Origin of the sequence: Sphingobium sp. RSMS (assembly GCF_005406185.4) — a bacterium.
In the GTDB taxonomy this organism is placed as follows: Bacteria; Pseudomonadota; Alphaproteobacteria; order Sphingomonadales; family Sphingomonadaceae; genus Sphingobium; species Sphingobium fuliginis.
Map to the genome: position 1 here is coordinate 2,143,202 of NZ_CM191257.1, position 24,176 is coordinate 2,167,377.

Annotated in this window: 19 protein-coding genes; 8 read left to right on the forward strand and 11 right to left on the reverse strand. The window is 62.8% G+C overall.

Features of this window, described 5'->3' with window-relative positions:
• Window positions 1-96: 96 nt before the first annotated feature.
• Both EGM87_RS10275 and EGM87_RS10280 read left to right on the forward strand, forming a co-directional pair.
• A complete protein-coding gene (locus EGM87_RS10275; protein ID WP_165363303.1) occupies window positions 97-1,578 on the forward strand; it encodes an amidohydrolase family protein in 1,482 nt (493 codons plus the stop codon).
• Between the two features lie 67 nt (window positions 1,579-1,645).
• On the forward strand, window positions 1,646-2,026 hold the full coding sequence (locus EGM87_RS10280; RefSeq protein ID WP_044660066.1) for a nuclear transport factor 2 family protein: 381 nt from the start codon (window positions 1,646-1,648) through the stop codon (window positions 2,024-2,026).
• Between the two features lie 42 nt (window positions 2,027-2,068).
• Here the strand turns inward: EGM87_RS10280 and EGM87_RS10285 are convergent, their stop codons facing one another.
• Both EGM87_RS10285 and EGM87_RS10290 read right to left on the reverse strand, forming a co-directional pair.
• The gene (locus EGM87_RS10285) at window positions 2,069-3,103 is read right to left on the reverse strand and encodes a zinc-dependent alcohol dehydrogenase family protein (RefSeq protein ID WP_130029761.1); all 1,035 of its coding nucleotides are present in this window, start codon (window positions 3,101-3,103) and stop codon (window positions 2,069-2,071) included.
• Window positions 3,104-3,167: 64 nt separating this feature from the next.
• Window positions 3,168-3,929, reverse strand: a complete 762-nt coding sequence (locus tag EGM87_RS10290; RefSeq protein WP_044660067.1) for an SDR family NAD(P)-dependent oxidoreductase — start codon at window positions 3,927-3,929, stop codon at window positions 3,168-3,170.
• Window positions 3,930-4,302: 373 nt separating this feature from the next.
• On the opposite strand from EGM87_RS10290, the gene EGM87_RS10295 reads away from it, so the two are divergent.
• Complete coding sequence (locus EGM87_RS10295) at window positions 4,303-4,689, forward strand: nuclear transport factor 2 family protein (RefSeq protein WP_165363305.1); 387 nt, start codon at window positions 4,303-4,305, stop codon at window positions 4,687-4,689.
• On the opposite strand, the gene EGM87_RS10300 is transcribed toward EGM87_RS10295, so the two are convergent.
• The 5 genes from EGM87_RS10300 to EGM87_RS10320 all read right to left on the reverse strand — a co-directional run bounded on the left by EGM87_RS10300 (window position 4,657) and on the right by EGM87_RS10320 (window position 12,093).
• On the reverse strand, window positions 4,657-5,649 hold the full coding sequence (locus tag EGM87_RS10300; protein ID WP_052628055.1) for a LysR family transcriptional regulator: 993 nt from the start codon (window positions 5,647-5,649) through the stop codon (window positions 4,657-4,659). The two genes, EGM87_RS10295 and EGM87_RS10300, sit on opposite strands and share 33 nt — an antisense overlap.
• A 252-nt stretch (window positions 5,650-5,901) precedes the next feature.
• Window positions 5,902-7,065, reverse strand: coding sequence for an acetyl-CoA acetyltransferase (locus EGM87_RS10305; protein WP_044660068.1), 1,164 nt, complete (start codon window positions 7,063-7,065; stop codon window positions 5,902-5,904).
• A gap of 107 nt (window positions 7,066-7,172) precedes the next feature.
• Window positions 7,173-9,404, reverse strand: a complete 2,232-nt coding sequence (locus EGM87_RS10310; protein WP_052628056.1) for a TonB-dependent receptor — start codon at window positions 9,402-9,404, stop codon at window positions 7,173-7,175.
• Window positions 9,405-9,602: 198 nt separating this feature from the next.
• Window positions 9,603-10,421: an alpha/beta fold hydrolase gene (locus EGM87_RS10315; protein ID WP_044660069.1), complete on the reverse strand. Its 819-nt coding sequence runs from the start codon at window positions 10,419-10,421 to the stop codon at window positions 9,603-9,605.
• 34 nt (window positions 10,422-10,455) lie between these two features.
• Entirely contained in the window at window positions 10,456-12,093 is a 1,638-nt protein-coding gene (locus EGM87_RS10320; RefSeq protein WP_137710339.1) for an FAD-dependent monooxygenase, read from the reverse strand.
• 248 nt (window positions 12,094-12,341) lie between these two features.
• Here EGM87_RS10320 and EGM87_RS10325 point away from each other — a divergent pair, with 248 nt between their 5' ends.
• A complete protein-coding gene (locus EGM87_RS10325) occupies window positions 12,342-12,947 on the forward strand; it encodes a VOC family protein (protein ID WP_083198884.1) in 606 nt (201 codons plus the stop codon).
• A 69-nt stretch (window positions 12,948-13,016) separates the two neighbouring features.
• Here the strand turns inward: EGM87_RS10325 and EGM87_RS10330 are convergent, their stop codons facing one another.
• Window positions 13,017-13,982: a LysR substrate-binding domain-containing protein gene (locus EGM87_RS10330; protein WP_052628058.1), complete on the reverse strand. Its 966-nt coding sequence runs from the start codon at window positions 13,980-13,982 to the stop codon at window positions 13,017-13,019.
• Between the two features lie 372 nt (window positions 13,983-14,354).
• Here EGM87_RS10330 and kce point away from each other — a divergent pair, with 372 nt between their 5' ends.
• The 3 genes from kce (at window position 14,355) to dld (ending at window position 17,944) form a co-directional block, all read left to right on the forward strand.
• Complete coding sequence (gene kce, locus EGM87_RS10335) at window positions 14,355-15,287, forward strand: 3,5-dioxohexanoate:acetyl-CoA acetone transferase (protein WP_044660070.1); 933 nt, start codon at window positions 14,355-14,357, stop codon at window positions 15,285-15,287.
• A gap of 76 nt (window positions 15,288-15,363) precedes the next feature.
• Window positions 15,364-16,143 (forward strand): SDR family NAD(P)-dependent oxidoreductase, encoded by a 780-nt coding sequence (locus EGM87_RS10340; RefSeq protein WP_229742397.1) that lies wholly within the window; start codon window positions 15,364-15,366, stop codon window positions 16,141-16,143.
• Between the two features lie 94 nt (window positions 16,144-16,237).
• Window positions 16,238-17,944: a D-lactate dehydrogenase gene (dld, locus tag EGM87_RS10345; RefSeq protein ID WP_044660072.1), complete on the forward strand. Its 1,707-nt coding sequence runs from the start codon at window positions 16,238-16,240 to the stop codon at window positions 17,942-17,944.
• 57 nt (window positions 17,945-18,001) lie between these two features.
• Here the strand turns inward: dld and lldD are convergent, their stop codons facing one another.
• On the reverse strand, window positions 18,002-19,165 hold the full coding sequence (lldD, locus tag EGM87_RS10350; protein ID WP_044660073.1) for an FMN-dependent L-lactate dehydrogenase LldD: 1,164 nt from the start codon (window positions 19,163-19,165) through the stop codon (window positions 18,002-18,004).
• Between the two features lie 190 nt (window positions 19,166-19,355).
• The gene (locus tag EGM87_RS10355; protein WP_044660074.1) at window positions 19,356-21,596 is read right to left on the reverse strand and encodes a TonB-dependent receptor; all 2,241 of its coding nucleotides are present in this window, start codon (window positions 21,594-21,596) and stop codon (window positions 19,356-19,358) included.
• A 247-nt stretch (window positions 21,597-21,843) separates the two neighbouring features.
• On the opposite strand from EGM87_RS10355, the gene EGM87_RS10360 reads away from it, so the two are divergent.
• Window positions 21,844-22,968: an amidohydrolase family protein gene (locus EGM87_RS10360; RefSeq protein ID WP_083198881.1), complete on the forward strand. Its 1,125-nt coding sequence runs from the start codon at window positions 21,844-21,846 to the stop codon at window positions 22,966-22,968.
• A 265-nt stretch (window positions 22,969-23,233) separates the two neighbouring features.
• Here the strand turns inward: EGM87_RS10360 and EGM87_RS10365 are convergent, their stop codons facing one another.
• The gene (locus tag EGM87_RS10365; RefSeq protein ID WP_044660075.1) at window positions 23,234-24,151 is read right to left on the reverse strand and encodes a LysR substrate-binding domain-containing protein; all 918 of its coding nucleotides are present in this window, start codon (window positions 24,149-24,151) and stop codon (window positions 23,234-23,236) included.
• Window positions 24,152-24,176 lie beyond the last annotated feature (25 nt).

A 24,176-nucleotide genomic window follows, 5' to 3' on the forward strand; every position in this document is an offset into this window, starting at 1 on the left:
CATCGGCTCGACTGCTCTAAGTTTTTGTTTTGTCGTGTTTTCCGAGTCAGCAGATGATTCCATCTGCTTGGAAAACGCTCTAGCTGGGAAATGTCCGTGCATAAGAGAAACCAAGTCAAATCCTTCGCAACGGCCTTGCTGTCGATAGTCGCCGCCGCGCCGCTGGCCGCCGCGCCGCCCGTGGACATGGTGCGCCAGGGCGTGGTCCTTGACGGCGTGACCGTCATCGATACGCGCACCGGCGCGGCAAGACCCAACAGCGCCGTGTGGATACAGGGCGAACGGATCGTCAAGGTTGCGCCGGCGCACAGCTTCAAGGTCGCTCGCACAGCACGCCGCGTGTCGCTGCCAGGCAGGTTTGTCGTGCCTGGCTACAACGACATGCATGCGCACAACCTGAATAGCGCAAGTCCCGCGACGAGCCTGCCGCTCATGCTGGCGAGCGGAATTACGGGGTTCCGCCAGATGGCCGGCTCTCCGGAATTGCTGGCGGCGCGTGCATCGGGGAAGCCTATCCTGCCGCCAGAATCCCCGGCCCTGTTGGCTATGCCCGGTGCGATACTCATCCCCGGAGCAAGCGCCACTGCCGAGTGGATGCGGGCCGAAGTCCGCCGGCAGAAGCAACAGGGCGCCGATTTCATCAAGATAGCGGATGCCGGTCGCGAAGCCTATCTGGCGGCGATTGACGAAGCGCGTCTCAACGGGCTTCCGATCGCAGGCCATCTTGTCCCGTCGGTCACGATCAGGGAGGCCGCCGGGCATGGGATGACGTCGGTTGAGCATCTTGGCCCAGGCATCAGCGTCCTGCTGAGTTGCTCGCGCGACGAGGACGCGTTGCGGCGAATCCTGTCTTCGGCACCGGAACCGGCGGAGGCTCCGGCGAATGCCGCGCCGGAGGAGTGGAAGCGGCTCTTGGCCAATCCCATGGCGCAGCTTCCGCCGCCCGCCATCAGGCTGATCGCGCGGACGGTAGCGACGTTCGACGAAGCGAAATGCCGCACGCTCGCCCGCGATCTCGCGGCCGGGACCATGTGGCAGGTTCCGACTCTGGCGCGACTGGAAGCGATGGAGATAGGCGACGGCCCATCCCTGCGCGACAATCCGGACAATAAATATGTGCCCGCGGAATCGCGCGCGCTCTGGAACTCGGTCGGTGATGCGTTCAGCCGCCGAATGGCCGCGGGCGACCGGGAGACGCTTCGGAATCTGTTCGAACTCCAGTTGAAGGTGACGAAGCTGTTCGACGAAGCGGGCGTCAAGATGCTGGCTGGAACGGACTTCGGCGGAGGGTGGCTGCCCCCTGCTTCATTGCATCATGAGTTCGACCTGCTCGCGCGAGCCGGCATTCCTCCCTTGCGCATCTTGCAGATGACGACGATCGACGCGGCGCGCTTTCTCGGACGGGAACGGACGATGGGCGCGGTGGAGCCGGGGATGGCCGCCGATCTGGTCGTCCTCAATGCCAATCCACTGGCGGCGGCTGGAAACCTTCACGGCATTGCCGCCGTGATGCGCGCCGGACGCCTCTACATGCGTGCGGAGCTCGATGCGCTGAAGCGGCGATCGACGCCGCGATGAGGGGCTTTTCCGGCGGTCGCGGCGCCAGTGCACTTCTCTGAACCGGGCAAGCATAAAGGACGAGCATATGAATCACTCGGTCGAGGACGTCATCCGGGAGTTGGAGAATCGGAGGATCGCCGCTCTCGTGTCAACGGACCTGGCTGCCCTTAACAATCTCCTTGCCGATGATCTCGTGCATGTGCACGGAAACGGGAAAATCGACGATAAGGAAGAGTATCTGCAAGGTGTGGCCAGCAAATATCGTTACCATTCCATCCAGCGAGGCGATCTCAACATACGCGTTTTCGGGAATGTGGCGATCGTAGTAGGTCGTCTGTCGCAAACGGTCTCGTTTCAGGGAGACGACAAGCGGATCGACATGAATGCAGTGGTCACCCAGACGTGGACCCGCGACGCGGACAATTGGAGGCAAAATAGCTGCCATACCGGTGTTGTTTCATCCTGAGATATGCCGCCGGTTCGTTGAACCAACAGCATCTTTCGTAATTCACGCCAGGCCGAAATCCAGCACGATCTTTCCGACGACATCTCCCCGTTGCAGGGCCTCCATCGCCGCGCCGGCCTCCTCCCAAGGCAGGACGCGGCCGACGACGGGATGGATCTCGTGCTGAACAAGCGCACGGTTCATCGCCTCGAACATCTCTCGCGAACCGACCGTGACGCCGCGAATTCGGGCATTCCTGCCATAGATGTGCCGCACATCGATCGGCTCGACCGCGCCGCTCAACATGCCGACCACGGAAATCGCGCCGCCCAGCCGAATGGCCTTCAGGCTCTCCGTAAACGTGCCGGCTCCGCCGACCTCCACGACGAGGTCTACGCCGCGGCCGTCCGTCATCGAAAGCGCAGGGGCGCTCCATTGGGGATCGTCTCGATAGTTGATGCCGCCATCGGCGCCCAGCGCACGCATCTGCTGCAATTTGGCGTCGGACGAACTGGTCGCCAGAACCGCCGCGCCAGCCATCTTCGCGAATTGCAGGGCGAAGAGGGAGACGCCTCCCGTGCCCTGGACGAGCACGACCGATCCCGGCTTCGCCGCGCCGGAGTGCATGACGGCGTTCCAGGCCGTCAAGGCCGCACAGGGCAAGGTTGCCGCCTCTGCCGCCGAAAGATGCGATGGAGCCGCAACCAGCGCCTGCTCGGCCGCCGTGAACATCGTCTGCCCAACGCCGTCACGCGCGGCCCCAAGCGGGCGGCGGCTTTCAGGAGAGAGTGCGCCAGCGATCCATTCCGGGAAAAAGAGCGAGCAGACGCGATCCCCCGGCCGCCATCGCGTGACGCCGTCGCCGACCGCCTCCACGATCCCGCAGGCATCCGAGAACGGGATATAGGCCCGGCCCGGTCGATCGATCGACTTTCCCGAGATCATGGCAATATCGCGATAGTTCAGCGCGACGGCCGCTGTTCGCACCCGCACTTCATGCGCGGCGAGCGGCGGCAAAGCGACGTCGGTCATGAAGAGCCGGGCTTCGCCATCTTCGACGCACACTGTCAGAGCTTTTCCCTGGCTGCTTCCCGGCATGAATATTCTCCCGATGATGATGCTGGCGCGGTTCGGTCGGGCCGCCGCGTTGGCCGGTCCCGGTTCAGCGGGGACCGAGGCGTACCGCGCCGTCGAGGCGGACCGTCTCTCCGTTCAGCATGGGGTTGCTCGCGATCGCGAGCACGAATTGCGCATATTCCCTCGGCTGGCCCAGGCGGCGCGGATGGGGCACCTGTGCCGCAAGGCTGCTCTGTACCTGCGGACTGAAACCCTCCACCATCGGGGTCAGAAATACGCCGGGAGCGATGGACACGACGCGGATGCGATGCTCCGCCAGATCGCGCGCCAGCGATAGGGTCATGCCTGCGACGCCCGCCTTGGACGCGGTATAGGCCGCCGTCCCGATCTGCCCGTCGAACGCGGCGATGGACGCCGTGTTGACGATGAGTCCCTTGTCCTCATCGGCAATGTCGGCCGCGACCAGGCGCGCTGCGAATTTCGAACTTGTGTTGAACGTGCCGACAAGGTTGACGTCGATGGTCCTGCGGAACCGATCCAAGTCGTGCGCCAGCCCGTCCCGGTCCACCGTGCGCGCCGGAAGCGCCACGCCCGCACAATTTACCAGCAGGCGCGCGGTACCGTCCCGGGCCGCCGCCGCCTCCATTACCCGCGCGACGCTGAGATCGTCGGATACATCGACCTGATGGAAAGACGCGCCGATCTCAGCGGCTCGGGAGACACCTTGATCTTCCTTGAGGTCGAAGATCGCGACTTTGGTCCCCTGCTCCCGGAGCATTCGCGCCGTCGCCAGGCCAAGCCCCGATGCGCCCCCGGTCACGATAGCGGGCAATCCCTGCAGATCCATCGCCTTTATTCCTCCCCAATTCGTTCGCTTCCTGTCCGCTTCATCAGCGGCAAACCGGGCGAATCCCGACGGTCCTGACGGCCCGTGACGGGACCGGGTGTCGCCGGGACCGGACGGCGCCAGCCCCGCCTGTTACCGCCAACGCTTAAATGGCCTTGGCCAAGCCACAAAATCGCTGTGGATGATGCAGCACATAAATATCGATGATGGATCTGTCGGCCGCGCGGCAACTCGGATCGACCGCGCTCCCCTCGATAGGACACCGCTTGTATCGCGGTAACTGATAATGCCTATCAGCGCCGCCGATTGGCCCGCCGTTCCATGTTCCAATAGAGTGCCGGCATTTCAGAACCCATGGTGCATGAAGGCAATGATGTCCGATACGAACGATGCAGAGGTGCAGGCGGTATATGACGCCGAGCGTCGCCGGCGCGAAGCGTTGGTGACGCGCGACCATGACGCGCTGACCCGGCTTCTGTCGCCCACCTTGTCCCACACGCATACGCCAGGACATAGCGAGACACTGGAAGAGTATCTGCGCTTCGTCAGGGAAGATGTCTTCTTCCTCGACATAAGGCGGGACAAGCTGGCCGTTCGGCTCTTCGGCACGGTCGCGGTCATGACGGGTTCGATGGACAGTGTGATTCAGATACGGGCGAACGACCAGACCGTCTCGTTGCGCGCCCAGGTCCTGCAGGTCTGGGTCCAGCAGGACGGACAGTGGCGGCTAGAGGCGTTTCAAGCGACCGCGATCTCCTGACGCGGCAGCGCCTGGCGTTTCCCGCTGCCTCGCTTCTCGCCTGCTGCGGATGTCCGCGCTGATTTCCTGGAGCAGCCCCCGCAACCAGACATGGCCCGGATCGCTGTTGTTGCGAGCATGCCAGAATGCCGCCTCCGTGATCGGATCGACGGCGAATGGCGGCTCCATGATGCGCAGATGGAGCATCGGCGCGAGCATCGCCGCCAATTCATAGGGCGCGATGGCGATCATGTCGGTTCCGGGGAGCTGGAAAAGCTGGCTGGTGAAGCTGCCGATCATGACGCGGTCATGGGTGGCGACCCCCGCGAGCCGATGAGCGACATCGGGCACGGTGGGAATGTCATGGTTGGAGCTTGCATGGGGAAAGCGCGTATATTCGGCCAGCGTCAACGGCGACGACACCGGATGATCGGCGGAGACGACGCAGACGAAACGGTCCTCGATCAGCGGCATCCGGTTCATCGCCTGAAACTGGTCATCATCGGCGAAGACCCTCTGATCGTCGAGGGTGATCTGCATGTCGAGGTCGCCAAGTTGAAGCGGATCGAAATCCTTGGTGAACCGCTCAGCCACCGCAATCCTGACATTGGGCGCCTCGATGCTGATCCGCTGCATCAGGCCCGGCAGGATCGTATGGGTGCAATAATCCGACATGGCGAAGCGGAACGTGCGCTGCGACGTCCGTGGATGGAAGCTGGGGCCGACCTGCAGCAGCCGCTCAATGACCAGGATCGCCTCATGGACCGGATCGACCAACGCCTGCCCCTGCGGCGTCAGTTCCATCCCACGGCCGACGCGAATAAGCAGCGGATCCTGGAAAATCTCCCGCAGCCGCTGCAGGGACCCGCTCGCCGCCGGCTGGGTCACGAAGAGCCTGCGGGCCGCCCGCGTCACGCTTTTCTCCTGCAACAGCACATCCAGGGCGCGTAGCAGGTTGATGTCGAACTGGGTCAGCTCCATCCTATCCCCTCCAGCCGGAATCCTGTTGCTGGCGGTTCAGGTCCCGATCGAAATCCCTTCAGCGCACCCCGCCGCGATTCCCATGCTGGAAGGCCTGGGCGCGAACGGTGGGCCGCCGAATAGGCATTCGATCATGGCGCGCGCGCCGAAAGGGTGCAAGCGTGGTTTTGGCCGTGAGCCGACGCCCCAACCCAGAGGTCGGAAGCCCGGAAGGATGCCAACTGAGAAGCCGTTTGCGCGGATGCGTGACGACTACTTCCGCGCTTCCAGGATGCTGACATAGTTGACGACCGCCGAGCCGCCCATGTTGAACAGCCCGACGAGGTCGGCGCCGGGAAGCTGGAAATCGCCCGCCTCGCCCTGCAACTGCATGGCCGCCAGGACATGCATGGATACGCCCGTCGCGCCGATCGGGTGGCCCTTGGCCTTCAGGCCGCCTGAGGGATTGACGGGCAGCTTGCCGTCCTTTTCGGTCCAGCCTTCCAGGATCGCCCGCTCGCCCTGTCCCTGGGGAGTGAGCCCCATGGCCTCATAGGCGAGCAGTTCGGCCGTGGTGAAGCAATCATGCGTCTCGACCAGGCTGAGATCGTCAAGGCCGACGCCCGCATCGGCCAGCGCCTGCCGCCAGGCACGGCTCGGTCCGGGCATGGCGATGATGTCCCGTCTGGACACGGGCAGGAAATCGCTGACGTGCACGGCGCTCCGAAACGCGATCGCCTTCGCCGCGGCGGCGGCCGTATCGGCGTCGGCCAGCACCAGCGCGGCGGCTCCGTCGGAGATCATGGAGCAATCGGTCCGCCGCAGACGGCCCGCAACGAGCGGGTTCTTGTCGTTGCCGCGACAGAATTCATAGCCAAGATCCTTCCGCACATGGGCGTAGGGATTGGCGACGCCGTTGCGGTGGTTCTTGGCGGCGATGCGGGCAAGCACGTCCGACTTGTCGCCGTAGCGCTGGAAATAGGCGTCCGTGATGCCCGCGAACACACCGGCGAAGCCGCCCTGCGTTTCGCCTTCCTCCGGCAGATAGGATGCCTTGATCAGGCAATCGCCGACCGCCGCGCTGCCGAGCTCTGTCATCTTTTCCGCCCCGATCACCAGCACGCGCCGCGCCGCGCCTGCCGCGATCGCATTCCGGGCCTGATAGACCGCGGCGCTGCCGGTCGCGCAGGCATTCTCGACCCGCGTCGCAGGCTTGAAGCGGAGATCGTCGCTGATGGCCAGTGGCAGCGAGGATACGAACTCCTGCCGCGTCATGCCGGCATTCATGGTCCCGACGAAAATCGCGTCGATGTCGCCGGGCTCCAGACCTGCATCGGCGATCGCGCTGGCCCCAGCCTCGACAATCAGACTCTCGATCGTCTCATTGGCAAGATTTCCGAATTTCGAGTGCGACCAGCCGATGATATATGCGGTCATGCTTAGTCCTTTATAGCTGTTGAGCGAACATAGCGGCTTGGCCATATCCCGTGAAATCACTGAGGCTGATACCGTCCATAAGCCTGGATGACCTTCGCGGGGCCATGTCAGAAGTTCCATTCCAGCGATCCGCCGAATATACGCGGCGGATTGGTATAGTCGCCGATGTAGGAAATCCCGGCGACGGTCGAAAACTGGCTGACGACGGCTTTGTTCAATATGTTGTTGATGTAGAGACGCGCCGTGAACGCCTTGCTGGGCGACGTCCAGGCGATGGAGGCGTTCAGGAAATGGTAGCTGTCCTGCCGCAACCGGTTGTCCGCTTCCGCCATGAAACCGCTATTGTAGCTGTCCGTCGCATTGAGCGCGAATTCGCCGACCGAACTGGGGATCGTGTAGGTTGCGCCGAAGGTATAGGTGAGCTTGGGCGAATAGGGAATGGTGTTCCCGCTCGCGTCGCCGGGGAAGCCGGAGTTCGGCTGGCCGTTCGGCAGAGGCGTCGTGAACGTCGCCCCCGGAAAGGACTTGAACCTGGCATGCAGCAGGTTGGCGCCGGCGTTCAACGTCAGATTGTCGCCCACCTTCGCCGTGAGTTCGGCATCGAGGCCGTAAAGCTCCGCCGATGCGCCATTGACGATGATCAGGACGGTCGAGAACGCCGGAACCTGGATATTCTTGTAATTATAGTAGAAGCCGGAAACATTCAGCCGAACCCGGCGCTGGAACAATTCGCTTTTCAGGCCCCCTTCGTAGGAGTCGAGCTGTTCCGGCAGGTACACGGGATTGATCGGCGTACTGATATTGTACCCGCCGCTCTTCACGCCGCGATTATAGGACACGAAGCCCGTGACGTTCGGCGCGAAATCATGATCGAGCGCCAGACGCCAGGTCGGCTTCCTGAAGCTGCTCTTCTCGCCGGCAATATCCGCCACCGTCACCGCGCCTCCGCCCGGCAGCGTAAAGACATCGGTGCCATGGAATTTCGTCCACTGCCAGGTGTAGCGGAAGCCGGCCGTGAACCGCGTCGAATCCGTGATCCTGTAGGTCGCCTGCGCATAGGCCGCAGCCGAATCCACCCGCTGCGTTCCATCGACATTCTCTCCGTCGAAGGGAAAGATCATCGGTCCGACAGCTGGATCGCCCGCGACCTGCAGACCGAGGTTGGCGGCGAATCCCGGCCGGAAGAAAAGCGCCTGCTTCCGATTGGCCTTGTTGTAGAAATAATAGAAGCCCGTCTGCCACGTCAGACGCCCGGAGTCGGACGAAGCGAGCTGGATCTCTTGCGTCACCTGCTCGGAATGATCGGTGGAATTAATGTCCAGAACGGGGGTCGTCGTCACCGATGGCGACAGGCGGAAGAAGTTCCTCGACTTGCGATATGCGCTGATCATCGTCAGTTTCAGATCGCCAAGGTCCTGGCCGAGCGTGACCGAGACTCCACCGCCGCTATAGTCATTCTGGGCGTCGACATAGCTTTTGGTGTCCCATGGCCGCGTCGGCTGGGGAGTGGGAAATGCGATGCCCGTTCCCGGCAGCGCGCGGAAGTTCATGGCCATGGGCCCGTGGCGATCCGAATAGTCGGCCGACAGGCGGATGACGGTCGTGTCGCTGAGATCGGCCTCCACCTTTCCGCGCACGCCGGCGATATGATCCGCCTTGTAGGTGTCGTGCCCGGTGAAGACATTGCGTCCCCAGCCCTGCCCTTGATGGCTGAACGTTCCGGCAAGGCTTGCCCGAACCGTTTCCGACAGGGGGCCCGCCACGAAACCGTCGGCTCTCAGCGTTTCATACTCGTCGAAACCGATCCGGGCGCGGCCGCCGAATGTCACGCTCGGTTCCCGGGTGGTGATCTGAAGGACGCCGCCTGTCGCATTGCGCCCGAAAAGCGTGCCTTGCGGTCCCTTGATCACGGATACCTGCTCGATGTCGAACAGATCCATATTCACGTCGGCCGGATTGGCGTAATAGACGCCATCGACATAGGTAGCGACCGGGCTTTCCAGACCGGCGGCAGCGAAACCGCTGCCCACGCCGCGTACATAGGGGGTCACGTTCCCGCCGATATTCAGCAGTTGCAGCCCGGGCAGCGCGGCGGCAAGACCCTGGGTGCTCTGTATGCCGGAATTGGTAAGTTGCTGAGGAGTGACGGCGGCAATGGCGATCGGGACTTTCTGCAGGCTTTCCGACCGCTTCTGTGCCGTCACGATGATCTCCTCCAGTCCTCCGGACTGCGCGCTCGCGTCAGCGGTCGCGGAGCCGGGCGCCTGCTGCGCCCAAAGCGGTTGCGCGACTACAAGTGCGGCGAGACAAACGCCTGCGGTCAAATATCGGTGCGCCATATTCTCCTCCCCATTTTTGTTCGTTGGTTATCGATCGGGACCCAGGCCGCCCAAGCTGGAACGCTGTCCCGGCGCCGACAGGCTAGCGCTTTACCGGACATCGAAGAGACGAGAAAAACCTCGTCGCGATGCATTCCGGTCATCATATCCGGGCGGGCCAGGGCGCTGCGCGGATCGCTTCACCGGCGAATGGGCGGCCTAGACCTTGGCATGCTTGCGCAGAAAACCTTCGAGCGCGAGCGATGTCGCCTCCGGTTGGTCGACATTCACATGATGCCCGGCATTCTTGATGATCACCAATTCGCTGTCGGGAATCACGGACGCGAGCTGCGCGCCGAGCGTCGGGCGATTTTCGAATTCGGCCCAGACGATCAATGTCGGACATCGGATGGCGGCCAGCTCCTCGTCGTTCAGCAACTTGTAGGTGAGCGGGACATTCGGAAGATATTTCACATAGCCGCGCTTATGCGACAGGATAAGGTCGACTTCTTCTTTGAATCGGTCCGGCGCGCGGGTCGGGAATTGAGGATCGTGGAACATCCGCCTCACGAAATCTTCGACTGCCGTCCGTCGGGTCGTTTCGTCCGGCTCGTCGGCCAGCAGCGCCGCGAAGTCGGCCACCACCTTCGCGGCGGGCGGCGGCGGCCCGCCCGGGCCCGCGCACATGTTGACCAGGCCGCGGACCTTGTCCGGATAGGCCAGCGCTGCCCGCATGGACACCGCGCCGCCCTGCGAAACCCCGCACAGAAATGCGCGGTCCTCGCCCAGCGCCTCGATCATGGCCGGCAGGAGGGGGACGAGGTCCTCAACCGTCCATCCCCCGGCGATCGCTCCGGATTCCCCATGGCCCGGCCAGTCGAACGCGACGCATCGGAAGTGCCGGCTGAGGTGCAGCAATTGCGGCATCATGAGCTGCTTGCCGGCGAAGGTGCCGTGCATCAGCAGGACCAGCGGCCCCTCGCCCGCCTCGATGCAGGCGAGCGAAACCCCGTTGATGGTGAGATTGAACTTCTTCATCGTGATGGGTCTTCCTGAAGGGTGCGCGATCCGGCTAAGCGAAGCTGAGGGCGCCGCGGACCGTGTTGATCAGCCAGTCGCAATCGTCGGGCAGCGCGTCGCCTCTCCACGCGACATGCTGGTCGGGACGGATGAGGATAAGCCTGCGCTCGTAGAGATCGCGCGCATCCTGGCGATCCAGTTCGAAGACCTTGAAGGGAACGCCATAGCGCGCTGCGGCCTCTTCCAGCGCCCGGGTCGATACGGACGGACCAAGCTTCAGAAGGCAGAAACCATCGCCGAAATGGTCGAAGAGCGAGCTGCCGTCGTCCAGCCAGATGTGCGGCGCCCGGCATCCCGGCACGGCCATCGGCGTATATTCCGCATAATCCATGCGCGGCGCCTCGCGAACGTCCCGCACGATAATGGGCGATGAATAATAATGATAGCCAAGCTGGGCGCCGAGGCTTCGGAATTCCTGCATCTTCTCGGCGACCAGCAGCTCGCAGACTTCCTTTCGGGCCGCCTCGCCACGCTCGGAATCCTCCTCCATATGAGGCCGGATCAACTCGCTTCCGAGAAGCTTTTGATTATAGGCCGACCCGTCGATGATGAAGCGCTCCACCTCCCTGCGCTCAAGAGAATAGGTGCCCAGCAGCATCGGACCGCCCCATCCCTGAAGCATGGCCGCCAGCTTCCAGCCCAGGTCCGCCGCGTCGCCGATGCCCATGTTCATGCCGAACCCGCCGAAAGGCGAGGTCAGGTGGGCGGCATCGCCGGCCACCAGCACGCGGCCGAAATTATAGGTCGGCAACATGCGCGAGTGGCTGGACCATGCGCGGCCGGTCGCCTCGGTGATTTCAAATTCGGTTCCGATGCTCGCGAAGAGCATCTTCGAAAAGTCGTCGAAGCTCAGCGGATCGATGCCCGGGGGAATCGGAGAGGAAAGATAGACCCAATGGTCATTCTCGCTTTGCGGCAGCACGACGTCGGCATAGCCGTCCTCGTTGAGGAAAAAGGTGAAGGAGGACAGTCGCGTCTTTTCGAACAGATGGGTCAGTTCCGGCGCCCGGAAGTGCCAGGACATGCTTTGGGCCAGCGTCTCGCCGCACAGGGCCGCGTTGAGCTTGGTCCGCAGCCTCGACCGGGCGCCGTCGCACAGCACAAGATATTCGGCCGTCGCGGTCCTTGGCCCGTTCGGACCGTTGTAGCGCACGGAGACTCCGCCTTCGTCCTGCGAGAAGTCGATGACCTCCGTCTCGAACAGCGCGGTGACCGTCGGCTTTTCGAGCAGGCATTCGTGCAGCGTCTTCTCGATCGCCTGGTTCGGGGCCCATTCCGGCACTTCCGCGGAGATGGGCAAGCGCTCCTTCCACTCACAGGCCCCTTCGATGTTGAGCAGGACCTGGCCGTTCGCCCGGGTGACGAATGTTACGTCGCGATGATATTTGGCGGGTACCGGATCGTTGGCGCGCAGCCGCTCGGCCACGCCGAGCCGCCGGAAATGCTCCATGGTCCGCGCGTTCGACAGATTCGTCTTCGCCGTGTGATAATGCCCTTCGGGACTTGCTTCGCACATCAGCACCCGCAGGCCCCGATGGGCCAGTTCGAGCGCCATGGTCATTCCGACTGAACCGCCGCCGGCGATGATCACCTGATATTGCTCGCCGTCGCGGGATTCACTGACAGTCATGTAAGATCTCTCCTGAGTGTTGCCGGCTAACCGTGCTTCTGATGGCCGGACACTATCGCGATGCCGCCCCTTTCCGAGATGAGATGTGTATCATTGCGATGCACGCTGCTTATCGGGCCCGACGCCGAAGATCGTCCGGTTAGGCGCATAGGGTGGGCGCTGCATGGCAGTTATCATCGCGCGAAATTTGAAATCTTGCCCACCCGGGGGGCGCATGGGAACCTTGTTCCAATTTCTGGAGGTGAACCATGCCAATGCCCGCCATCGCTGCCGCGATCGAAGATATAAAACATCAGCCGGTGGTATCGCCCACGCACTTCGCGCACGTTGTTTTCCGTACATCGCAGATCAAGGCGATGTCCGACTGGTACAAGACCGCCCTGAACGCGCACGCCGCTTTCGAAACGGAAATGCTGGTCTTCCTCACCTATGACGAAGAACATCATCGCGTCGCGATCCTCAACGTGGAGGGATTGGCCGAACAGCCGGACGGTGTCGTCGGCCTTCAGCATATCGCTTATTCCTACAAGTCGCTGCACGAACTGCTGGGCAATTATGTCCGCCTCCGCGAAAAGGGGATTGTGCCGAAATGGTCGGTCAATCATGGCCCGACCACATCGCTCTACTATTCGGACCCCGACGGAAACCAGGTCGAATTCCAGGTCGACAATTACGACAGCCTGGAAGAGGCGACGGCGTTCTTCTACAGCGAAGCCTTTGCCGTCAACCCCATCGGCGTACCCTTCGATCCCGATGCGCTGTACGAGCGCCTGCTGGCTGGAGAAGACGAACGGCAGCTCAAGCTTCGGCCGCCGAGCGGCCCGGCAGGCCCCGAAATCATCGGCATCCGCTGAGCCGGCGGCCTGGCCGCGAAAGCAAGGCAAAGCGGCGGCGGTCCTCAGGAACGACCGCCGCCGCCGCCGTCATTCCGCGAGGATCGGATCGGGTACCGACAACGCCATCGGCGCCATCGGCACTTTCCTGTCCATGGAATAGTTCATGGCCGCATTGCGCGCGAGATCGTAGAGATGCTGAGCCACCGGCGTCAGCGGCAGGTCGCTGCGCCGCACGATGCAGAGCGGAGGGCAGGCCAATGCGACGTCCGCGACCGGAATCGGCTGAACGAAGGATTTGATCAGCGGCGATTCCAGCCATTGCATGGGCAGGAAGCTCAAGAGATCGCTGTCGGCGATCGCCAGCATCGTCATCACCGTGGACGTGGTATGCAGGACGATTTCGGGCCGCGGCAGACCTGCGCGCTCAAAAATCTCCTCGAACGCCGTTTCATCCGGCCGGTTCGCGAGTGATGGCCTGATCCACTGAGCCGAACGCAGTTCCCTGATGCTCCTTGCATTGCCGAGCGGATGACCGGCGCGGGCGATAATCACCCGTTGATTGTCTGCGATCCGTTCCACCGAGAGCGAGGTGGACGACAGTTCATGGTCGTAGGCCCCCAGGTAAAAATCGATCTCGCCGGATTTGATGCTGCGTTCCACCGGCTGGAAGAAATCCTGGCGCATGCGCAGCAGAGCTTTCGGATATTTCCGGCGGAAGCTCCGCAATATCCGCGAGGTAAGCGCGATGGCCGCTCCCGGAGACATGGCCATCGACGCCTGTCCGACGAAATTGCCCTTGAGCTGATCGACCTCGTCGCGTGCGCGCCGCATCTCTGACTGGATGACTTCGGCGCGTTTCAGAAATGCGTGGCCGATCGGCGTCAGGCGGACGCCGTTCACATGCCGCTCGAAAAGCGGCGCGCCCAGATCGTTTTCAATGTCTCTGATACTTCTCGATATGGCGGGCTGCGTGATGCCGAGCAGCCGGCCCGCCGCCCTCAGGCTTCCTGTCTCCGCCACGGCGGAAACATCCCTGATATGATGCAACTTCATCCTGTTCCCTCTCGCTTATGTTGGGGTCTTGCCGCCCCCTTCAGTTCCGATCATGCTGCCTTGGCCTGGCCGGCATGCATTCGACATTCGCGGTGAAATCCCAATCGATGCCTGAAATGCATAGCTCCCTCGAACTTACAATCACCTCAAGCTGGCCGCCGCCCGCTAAACAAGCCTCCTGATCGATGCCCCTGCACCGCTCCCTATGACTTACGACGTCATACGGTGAAGCAGGCATCGAGAATGGTGATGGAAAACATAAACGAGGCTGATCAAATCAAGGCGCGCGACCGACCCTGGACCGCGCGTCACGCAGGATGGATCGCCGTTCGAAGACAGATTGTACCACCTATCGTCCCCTGGAGATGTCGGATGCCACAGAAGGTTATCATTACCTGCGCGATTACCGGTTCGATTCACACCCCTTCCATGTCGCCGCACCTGCCGGTGACGCCGGATGAAATCGCCACCCAGGCGATCGAGGCCGCGGCGGCCGGCGCGTCCGTGGTCCATCTCCACGCGCGCAACCCGGAAACCGGCGAACCAAGCCAGGACGTCGACATCTATCGCCAGTTCCTGCCCCGGATCGTCGATGCATGCGACGTGGTGATCAACATCACGACGGGCGGCTCTCCCATCCTGTCGCTTGAGGATCGGCTGCGGCCCTGCCTGGAGTTCCAGCCGGAGATCGCATCCCTCAACATGGGATCGATGAACTTCGGCCTGTTCGACATGCTGAAGCGGTTCAAGGACTTCAAGCATGACTGGGAGGAACCGTATCTCCGCAATTCCGACAATTATGTCTTCAAGAACAGCTTCCGCGATATCGCCGGCATCCTGCGCGCCTGCAGCGAGACCGGCACGCGCTTCGAGATCGAATGCTATGATGTCTCGCATCTCTATAATGCGCTCTTCTTCCTTGAGCAGGGCCTGCTGAAGCCGCCGATCTTCATCCAGACCGTCTTCGGCGCGCGGGGCGGCATCGGCACGCATTACGAAGATGTCATCACCATGCGCCGGACGGCGGATCGCCTGTTCGGCAATGCCTATACATGGTCCGTTCTCGGCGTGGGCCGGAACCAGATTCCGATCGCCACGCACGCCGCCTCCATTGGCGGCAATGTCCGGGTCGGTCTCGAAGACTCGCTTTGGGACGGTCCCGGCAAATTCGCCACCAGCAACGCCGTTCAGGTCCAGCGCATCCGCACCATATTGGAAGCCATGTCGCTTGAGGTGGCGACGCCGGACGAAGCCCGGGCGATGCTGCAGCTCAAGGGCCGCGATGCCATGAAGATCGCCGCTTGACAGAGGAGACGGGACGGGCCGGGAAAGGCTTTGCGGAGCCGCGCCCGGCCCGGTCCTCCAGGGAGAGGATCTTGTGGTGTCGGCTTTGACCCTTGAGAACAAGCGCATTCTGGTAACCGGAGGCGCCAGCGGGATCGGCCTTGCGGGCGCGAAAATCTTCCGTGCGCTTGGCGCGGAGGTGGTGCTGGCCGACCGGGACGCCGGAATGCTCGATGCGGTGGCCGACGGGATCGGCGCGGCGGCCAGCGTGGCCGGCGACGTGACCTCGGAAGCGGATTGCGATGCCATGATCGCGACGGTGCAGCGCGTTTGCGGCGGTCTTGACGCGCTATTCCACAGCGCCGGCGTCAGTGACAATGTGCGGTCGGTGGTGGAGACCGATATCGACGGATGGCAGCGCATTCTCGACATCAACGTGCGCGGCACCTTCCTCATATGCCGCGCGGCGGGCCGGGTCATGATCCCTCAAGGGCATGGCGCAATCGTCAATATCTCGTCGGTGGTCGGCCTTGGCGGAATTCCGCGGCGCCCCGCCTACAGCCCGGCCAAGGCCGCCGTCGCCCACATGACCCGCAACCTGGCGTCCGAATGGGGCCATCATGGCATTCGGGTCAACGCGATCGCGCCCGGCTACATCCTGACGCCGATGGTCGATCGCCTTGTGAAGGACGGCGCGTTCGATACGGACCGGATCGCGCGCCGGACGCCCATGGCGCGGCTTGGCGAGCCCGAAGAAATCGCCAATGTCGCCGCGTTCCTGTTGTCCGACATGGCGAGTTACATGACGGGCGCCGTGGTGCCGGTGGATGGCGGCTGGACAGCCTATGGCGGCGCCGGCGACGTTCAAAGCTGCTGAAGCGATCAGTCGTGGATCGGCGCCCCGATGCTGTTACGAGGCCGATCCGCCGTCACCTTGGTCCGCTTCGTTTCTTCCTTCAGGCAAGTTCGGCATGCATTTGAATTCGGATCCGGCGGACCTGCCCGGAAAGCTCGTCCGGATCGTCGGCAGGCGACACCTCCTGACCGGCGAAGCGCATATGCGCCCCTACACCCAGGGCTATCGATATCCCGGTGGCGGGGCGTCGGCCGTGGCGCTGCCGGGCACCCTCGTCGAGCTGTGGCGTTGTTTGCAGGCCGTGGTCGAGGCCAAGGGCATCGTGATCATGCAGGCTGCAAACACGGGACTGACAGGCGGGTCCACGCCGCATGTCGCCGGCTATGACGGGCGCCCGGTCGTGATCATCGGAACGCGCAGGCTGTCCGGCATTCACCTGCTGGAAGGAGGACGGCAGATCGTCGCCCTGCCGGGCGCCACGCTCTACGACCTGGAGGCGCTGCTGAAACCGCTGGGGCGCGAGCCGCATTCGGTCATCGGATCGTCCTGCATCGGCGCTTCCGTGATCGGCGGCATCTGCAACAGTTCGGGCGGCGCGCTCTTGCGACGCGGACCGGCCTACACGGAATATGCGCTTTATGCCCGTTTGCGGGAAGACGGGCAGCTATGCCTCGTGAACGATCTGGGGTTGGAACTTGGCGACGATGCCGAAGAGATTCTGGGCCGGCTGGAGAGCGGTCGCTTCGACGATGGGCCGCCGGCCGGCAATATCCGGGCCGCCTCGGACACCGACTATGATCGGCGGGTAAGAAAGATCGATGATCCTTCTCCCGCCCGCTACAATGCCGATCCGGGGCGACTCCATGGCGCATCCGGCTCCGCCGGTCGCGTCGCGGTGTTCGCCGTGCGGCTCGACACCTTCCGGAGGGACGATCGAAACCGGACATTCTACGTCGCGACCAACGACGCAGCCGTCTTCACCCGATTGCGACGCGCCGTGCTGGGGACCTTTTCACACCTTCCCGTCTCCGCCGAATATCTGAGCCGTGAGACGATCCTGATGTCGGAACGCTATGGTCGCGACAGCTTTTTCGCGATCAAATATCTCGGCACCCGGCGGCTGCCCCGCCTGTTCGCCCTTAAAAGGGGGCTGGACCGCGCGGCGAGATGGCTCGGGACCGGTTCGGAGGCCACCGGCGACCGGATGCTGCAGCGCCTGGGCAATCTCCTGCCCAGCCCGCTTCCGCCGACCTTGCGGCACTATCGCGACCGATATGAACATCATCTTGTCATCCGGGTTGCCGACGACGGCATCGAGGAAATGCGCGCCTATCTGGAGGGAGTGGAGCGAGAGGGCGAGACGACCGGTTGGCGCGAATGCACCGATGCGGAGGCGGAACGCGCCTTTCTCCTGCGGTTCGTGGCGGCAGGCGCGGCGATCCGATACGCTTCGCTGAAGGACGGCGCCGTCGGCGGGCTCGTGGCGCTTGACGTGGCGCTCCCGCGCAACTGCACGGACTGGGTCGAGCAATTGCCCGACGACATAGGCTCGCAACTGGTGGCGCGAGCCACCTATGCGCATTTTTTCTGCCACGTCTTCCACCGCGACTATCTGGTGCGGCCCGGGTGCGACGTCGAAGCCGTGAAACAGCGCCTGCTGGATCGGCTCGCAGAGCAGGGAGCGGAATATCCCGCCGAGCATAATGTCGGCCATCATTATGCGGCCAAGCCCGAACTCGCCAGCTTTTACATGACGCTGGACCCGTGCAACAGCTTCAACCCGGGCATCGGAAAGACCTCGCGCAAAGCGGGTTGGGCATAGCATCGGCCTGAACATCGGCGGGCGGACACCAGTCGCATCCCGCGGCGGGGCGATCGTTTACAGCTCATCCACAAGGATGTGGCGGCCGATGGCGCCGATGTCCGGGCTGCCCGTCAGCGCCATGGCGACCCTCATTTCCGCCTCGATAAGCTGCAGCACATGCGCGACCCCCGCCTGCCCGCCTGCCGCGAGCGCATAGGCCCAGGCGCGGCCGAGAAGCACCCCCTTTGCGCCGAGCGCCAACATGCGGACGACGTCCAGTCCCGATCGTACGCCGCCGTCGACCAGGACAGTCATGCGATCTCCGACAGCTTCGGCAATAGGAGGGAGCGCCCGCGCCGTAGAGGGCACGCCGTCCAGCTGACGGCCGCCATGATTGGACACGACAATGCCGTCCGCGCCGACGCGCGCCGCCATTTTCGCATCCTCCCTGTCCAGGATGCCCTTGATGATGAAGGGGCCGTCCCAAATCTCCCGGATGAAATCGAGGTCGCGCCAGCTGACGCTCGGATCAAAATTGGCGCGCATCCAGGCGAGGAAATCCTCGAGCCCCGTTTTCTTCCCCAGCACCGGCGCGATATTGCCAAGCTGATGCGGACGCCCGAGCAGGCCGACGTCCCACGCCCAGCGCGGATGCCGCGCCGCCTGGCCAAGCCGCCGGATGGCGCCAGCCTTGCCCGCCGCCCCGGCCAGGCCGGAATGATAGTCCCGATACCGGGAGCCGGGCACCGGCATGTCGACGGTAAATATGAGGGCGGAGCAGCCGAGTGCTTTCGCTTTCTGCAACAAGGCGCGCATGAAGCCGCGATCGCGGATCATATAGAGTTGAAACCAAAAAGGCGCATTCACACCCCCGGCAACCTCCTCCAGCGGGCATGCCGAAACGGTCGACAGACAGAAGGGGATTCCCGCCGCCTCCGCGGCGCGCGCGGCCTGCACCTCCCCACGGCGCGCATTCATGCCGGCCAGGCCGATGGGCGCGAGCGCCACCGGCAGCGCGAGATGCTGCCCGAACAATGTCGTGGTGAGATCGAGCCGCGACACATCGGTGAGCACGCGTTGCCGCAGCGCTGTCGCCGCGAGATCGGCCAGGTTGCGCTCAAGCGTCACCTCGGCATAGGAGCCGCCGTCGATATATTCGAACAGGAATGGTGGCAGACGGCGACGGGCAAGTTCCCGATAGTCGAGGGCGGAGGCGGCCTGGCGTATTTTGCGGGTCATAATGGGATATTCCGTTACCGCCTGTTCGTCGGCGACGCCACTGTCTCCAACCAGGCACACGCCATTCCGCCACCACCCCGCCTTTCCCGCGAGCCTGAGAAGCCTGGGAAGCGCGGCCCGAAGGGTTCACGCTTAACCCGCCTCTTCGAATGCCGGAACTGGACAATGGCGCACGCCCGCCTTGCCGCGGTCAGAAATTCTTGGTCAGTCTGGCGCCAAATGTGCGCGGATTGCCTACAAAGCAGCGCAGGCCTGTTCCCGTGGTGGGATTGCGCAAGCCCAGCGGCGCATCGAACACCTGCACGGCGATGTTGGTGCAATAGCGCTTGTCCGCGAGATTGTCGCCGAACAGAGCGATCGACCAATTGTCGTCGCGGCCGAACAGCGTGGCGCGGGCGCTGAGCAAGGAATAACCCGGCTGGATCGTGTACGGGTTTCCGTCGATCGTCGTGCCCGCATAATATTTGGTCGTATAGGATATGTCGCCTCGCAGGCTGATCCGCATGTCTCCGCCGACCGGCACGGAATATTCGACGCCGCTCGTGCCCGCGAGCTTGGGCGAGAAGGTCAATGGAAAGCCGCTCAGATCGTGCGTGGCTGGCGTGAAGCCGGGAATGTTGGGCGCGTTGGGATAGGATTTGAACTTTGAGTCGAGATAGGCGATCCCGGTGTTCAACTGAAGACCTTCGACCGGCCTGACGGTCAGTTCGGCCTCGATGCCTTGCTGGCGCAAGGAACCGACATTCTGCACGACCGGCGTGATTCCGAAGAGCGCGCGCTCCTGGAAGTCGTCCACGTCCATCCTGAACGCGGTGGCGTTGAATGTCAGGACGCGATCACGGGTCTGGAACTTGAAACCCAATTCATAATCCTTGACGATCTCCGGATTGAAGACCCGAAGCTGGCCCAGGGCGGCATTTGAGTTGCCGGAGTTGAATCCGCCGGACTTGAACCCGGTCGAATAGGTTGCGAAGAGCATCAATTCCCTGCTTGGACGCCAGGCGAGATTCGCCCTGTAAGTCCAACGGCCTTCGGCGTAAGACAATTTCGTCGTTTCGTTGGTCTGAATCGAAGCCGCCGCGGGATTGAAATTCCTGCCTATGAAGCTTCCGTCCTTGTCATCATGGGTGTAGCGCGCGCCCAGCGTCAGATCGAGCGACGGCACGATCTTGAAGCTTCCCTGAAGATAGCCGGCGAAACTCGACGTCCTCTGGTTGAAGACGAACAATGCCGCCGGATTCCGAGGGTTCGCAAGGCAGGCCGCCGTCGCGGTCGAAGGCGCGACAATCCTGCAGAAGTCCGGCGACAGGTTGAAATTATAATTGATCCGCAAGTCTTCATGATAATAATAAACGCCGCTGACGAAGCTGAAACGGCCGCCCAGAAGATCTGTGGGGGAACTCAGCTGCAACTCGTGCGCGTTGCTCTTGCTTCGCCAGAAATTGTCGCGGGCGAGCAACAGGATGGGAAGGAAGGATCCGTCGCCATCCTGTTCGAGATTGTTCCAGTCTCGATAGCTGTCGGTCAACTTCACGGCGAAATCGCCCAGCTCCAGATCGAATTGGCTGGAAACGCCCCAATGCTTCGAATCCACATGATTGCCGGCTGTGTACTGGTTGGTGGTGCCATCGTCCCGGTCGAGATCGGAAGGCGCGCCGATCCGCGCCGTCAGTGCCGCCAGCGTCGCCGGCGTCAGACTCTTGGCGATCAGGGGCGTATATTGCCATCCCCCGCCCCGCGTGAGCGTATAGTCGCCACGACCCGTCCAGGTCAGCTTATCCGACAATCTCGCGCGCAGCGTCGCGCGCCCCGCAAAATTGTCGACACCGCTTCTGCCGCCAGTGCCCGTGGTTTTCCAATAGCCGTCGAAAAGCTGCGCGAGACCGGCAACGCGAAGCGCGACGTCCTGGCCGAGCGGCACGTTGATCGCGCCGTCCAGCCGGTACCGGTCGCCGGTGCCGGCCTCTACGCCGATATTCCCTTCGAACCGGTCGCTCGGCGCCTTGGTGCGGATGTTCAGCGCGCCCACGGATGCGTTACGGCCAAAGAGCGTCCCCTGCGGGCCGGACAATATCTCAATGGCGTCGAGGTCGAGGAGCGCCCCGTACATCGCGCCCGGGCGTGCGATATAGACCCCGTCGACGAAGGTGGCCACGCTGGGTTCGATGGCGCTGTTCCCGAGCGAACCGAGTCCGCGGATCGACAGGCGCACCCCTGATGTCCCCGGTCCATTGCCTCCCTTCAATGTTGGCGCGATGCGCGGCAGATCCTGCAGCGTCTGAATATTGGCTTTCGCCAGGCGTCCGCTGTCGAGGTTCGTAATGGCGATGGGTACGTCCTGCAGCCGTTCCGATCGGCGTTGCGCCGTGACGATGATCTCGCCTGCGTCGGCGACCGCATTCCCTGTAGCCGAATCGACTTGCTGGGCCAAAACAGCGCCTGGCGTAAGGCAGGCCAAAGCGGCACTCGTAAGATAGAAACTGCTGCGCATCTCATCCTCCCCTCGCGCGCGGCATCCTGTCCGGGCGCGGTGTTTGGACGGTTCAATAGGCAGTGTTGCTCGCGACGGGACGATTGCTTTTTGCGGGTTTAGATAGGCGGCAGGCATCGGGTGCCGCAGAGCGACATCTTTCACCCATTGCGGCTGATGGCAAAAGGTCTTCCAAAGGAGAGACTTGATGACGCAACTGGATCGACGCACCGTGATAGCGGGAGCCCTGGCGGGACCGATCATCAGCGCCGAGGGCGCGCGGGCGCAACCGTCCGGAACGCCTCTGATTGCCACGGAAGAAGCCTATGCGACGCCGGAGCTTATGGCCGCGTTGGACGCCGGACCTCCTGGAATGACTGAAGCTGAGAAGACCTATACCGCTCTCTTGCGCAGCGGAACCGGCGCCGGAGCGTCGGAGCTCAATCGCAAGCTTTGCAGCGTGGAGGCGCGCCTTGCGGAAATGGACGCGAACGGCGTCGATATGCACCTGTTGAGCATCACGATTCCGGGTCCGCAAGCCTTCCCGCCAAAGGAAGGCGCGCGCGTCGCCCGTTCCCTGAACGATGGCCTTGCCGCGATCATTCGCGCCCATCCCACGCGCTTTGCCGGGCTGGCGGCGATAGCGCCTCAGGACCCCCAGGCATCGGTCGCGGAGATCGAACGCGCTCGGAAGGATCTGGCGCTCAACGGCGTGATCATCAACTCGCACAGCTTTGGCGAATATTTGGACGAGCCGAAATTTAGATCCATTCTCGCCGCGCTCGAAGCGCAGGACATGCCACTCTACCTGCATCCGCGTTCTCCGTCGCAGGCGATGATCGGACCCTATGAGAATTACGGGTTGAGCGGCGCCCTGTGGGGATATGGCGCCGATGGCAGCCTGCACCTGCTTCGCATGATATTCGCGGGCGTGTTCGATGAGTTCCCCCGGCTGAAAGTGGTGCTGGGGCATATGGGAGAAGGAATCCCCTATTATTTCACGCGCATCGACAATCGTTATCGCAATCTCATGGCGCGAGGAGGGGAGAAGCTGGGCCTCAAGCCGCTGAGGCAACTTCCCAGCCAATATTTCAAATCGAATGTCTACATCACGACAAGCGGAACCTTCTCCCACAAGGTGTTGGCCTACTGTCTGGACATTTTGGGTGCGGAGCGAATCCTTTTCGCAATCGACTATCCTTATGAGCGCAGCGATGAAGCCGTGCGGTTCATCCGCTCGGCCCCGCTGTCGCCAGTCGATGCAGAGCATATCTGCTTCCGCAATGCGCAGACATTGTTCCGTATAAGGAACCCGGCGCTGCCCAAGATTTGAGCCTGCGCGGGTTCCCTGCGTGCACCCTGGGCCGCGTGTACAAATTAGGAATGCCGGGAAATGGCCAATTCAGGACCTTCCCCTCCCGTAAACGGGAGGGGTTAGGGGTGGGCGCGAGCGTAGCGAGCTTCTGACTTAGCCGTTGCAAAACAGCGCAGGTGCCGCGCCAGCCCACCCCCTAGCCCCCTCCCGCCTGCGGGAGGGGGAATGTCCTGGTTCCACCCGGATCACTCAGTCCAGCGGGTCTTGAATTTATCCACGTCGCCTAGAGCCCCAAATTGCGCCGGTGGTAATTATGCCCTGCCTTGCGGGTCAGGTCGCAGAGCCTTTCGGCAAGCGGAGTCAGCGGCACGTCCGCGCGGCGGACGATACAGATCGGCGCCGCATAGAGGCTGTCAACGAGGCCGATCGTCTGCAAACCTTCCCTGCTGGGCGCAAAATCGAGCCACTGCATCGGGAGCACCGTCAAGAGATCCGAATTGGCGACCGCAAGCAACGTCATCAGCGCGGACTGGCAGTGGACGACAACCTCCGGCTCCGTCAGGCCCGCATTTTCGAACATCGTCTCAAACTCGACTTCGCCATATTGGGTCGAGAAGGAAGGGCGGACCCACTGGGCATCGCGCAGTTCCGCGAGCCTTGTCGCGTGAGCCAATGGATGACCCTTTCGCGCGACGACCATTCGCTTGTTATCGAAAATCTTTTCCACCAGCAAGGTGGCGGCGGACAGATGCTCGTCCAGCGGCCCTACGTAAAAGTCGATTTCACCGGTGAGGATGTCATGTTCGATCGGCTGGAAGAGGCTTTCGGTGAGTTTCAGCAGGGCACGGGGATAGCTTGCCCGAAACGGTCCCAGAATGGACGGCATCAGCGCCAGGCCGGACGCGGAGGACAATGCGACCGAAACCTCTCCGACGAAATTGCCCTTGGCCTGCTCCAACTCCTCATGCGCGCGCCGAAGTTCGGACTGGATCGCCAGCGCGCGGCGCACGAAGAGCTTGCCGAGGGGGGTCGGCGACACGCCATTGGCATGGCGCGTGAAAAGCGAGACGCCAAGCTCATTCTCCGTATCGCGTATGCTGCGCGTGATGGTGGGCTGGGTGATGCCCAGCCGGCGGCTGGCCGCGCGCAGGCTTCCGGCTTCGGCGACGGCGACGACGTCGCGGAGATGACTAAGCTTCATGCATATCCTCCAGCAATGCCTGATT